Consider the following 1,019-nt stretch of genomic DNA (forward strand, 5'->3'; position numbering starts at 1 on the left):
GCAATCATCGTTGATGATGATATTGCTATGGAAGATTCTACCTATACCGCAGGCCGACGTGGCATTGCCGGTACAGTCTTTATGCATAAAATCATCGGCTACTACGCAGACCAAGGGAAATCTTTAAATGACTTAAAAGCTATTGCGGAAAAGGTTAACGACAATCTTAAATCTATCGGCCTTGCTTTAACAGCCGCAACCGTCCCTGAAGTAGGTAAACCTGGTTTTGATATTGCAGATGATGAATTTGAATATGGTATTGGAATCCACGGGGAACCTGGTTACCGTCGTGAGAAAATCAAGCCTGCAAAAGAAATGGCTGCGGAATTAATTGGTAGGCTAAAAGAAGAATTCAACTGGACAACTGGAGATCGTTTTGCCGTATTGGTCAATGGGATGGGCGGTACACCGTTAATGGAACTTTACCTATTCTGGAATGATATTCAAGGACAGTTGGGAGATGAAGGGCTAGAAGTTGATTTTGTTAAGGTAGGAGACCTGATGACTTCACTGGAAATGCAGGGGGCGTCATTAACCTTACTGAAACTTGAGGACGCAGACTGGGTAAGTGCCCTACAAGCGCCGGTAAACACTGCAGCTTGGGGATAGTTTAGTTAAGAGAGGATGTCATGTATGGATGTAAATGAAACAATAACTTGGTTAGACCAATGGTTTGACCGCTTAATAGAAGAAAAAGCTTATCTATCTGATTTAGACCAAAAAATTGGTGATGGAGATCATGGTAATAACATGGCCCGCGGTGCAGTTGCTACTAAGGAAGCCTTGGAAAGCAAACAACCAGCAGATGCATCAGCGCTGTTTATGACTGTTGCGCAAACCCTAATGAGTAAGATTGGTGGTGCATCCGGTCCTTTATATGGTTCTGCCTTCCTAGCCATGGCAACAACGGCTAAAAACTCAGAAAATCTCGCGGATATTTTTGCAGCTGGTTTAGATAAAATTCAACAAAGAGGTAAAGCAGAACCTGGTGAAAAAACGATGGTTGATATGTGGCATCC

2 protein-coding genes are annotated in these 1,019 nt (G+C 43.0%); both read left to right on the forward strand.

Annotation, left to right across the window (positions count from 1 at the left end; translation table 11 throughout):
• The coding region (locus ACRCJ0_RS15170) for a dihydroxyacetone kinase subunit DhaK (protein WP_431391039.1) at positions 1-609 on the forward strand (609 nt) is incomplete at its 5' end.
• 24 nt (positions 610-633) lie between these two features.
• A partial coding sequence (gene dhaL / locus ACRCJ0_RS15175; RefSeq protein WP_431391040.1) for a dihydroxyacetone kinase subunit DhaL occupies positions 634-1,019 on the forward strand: 386 nt, incomplete at its 3' end.

The organism is Aerococcus sp. L_32, assembly GCF_050689315.1.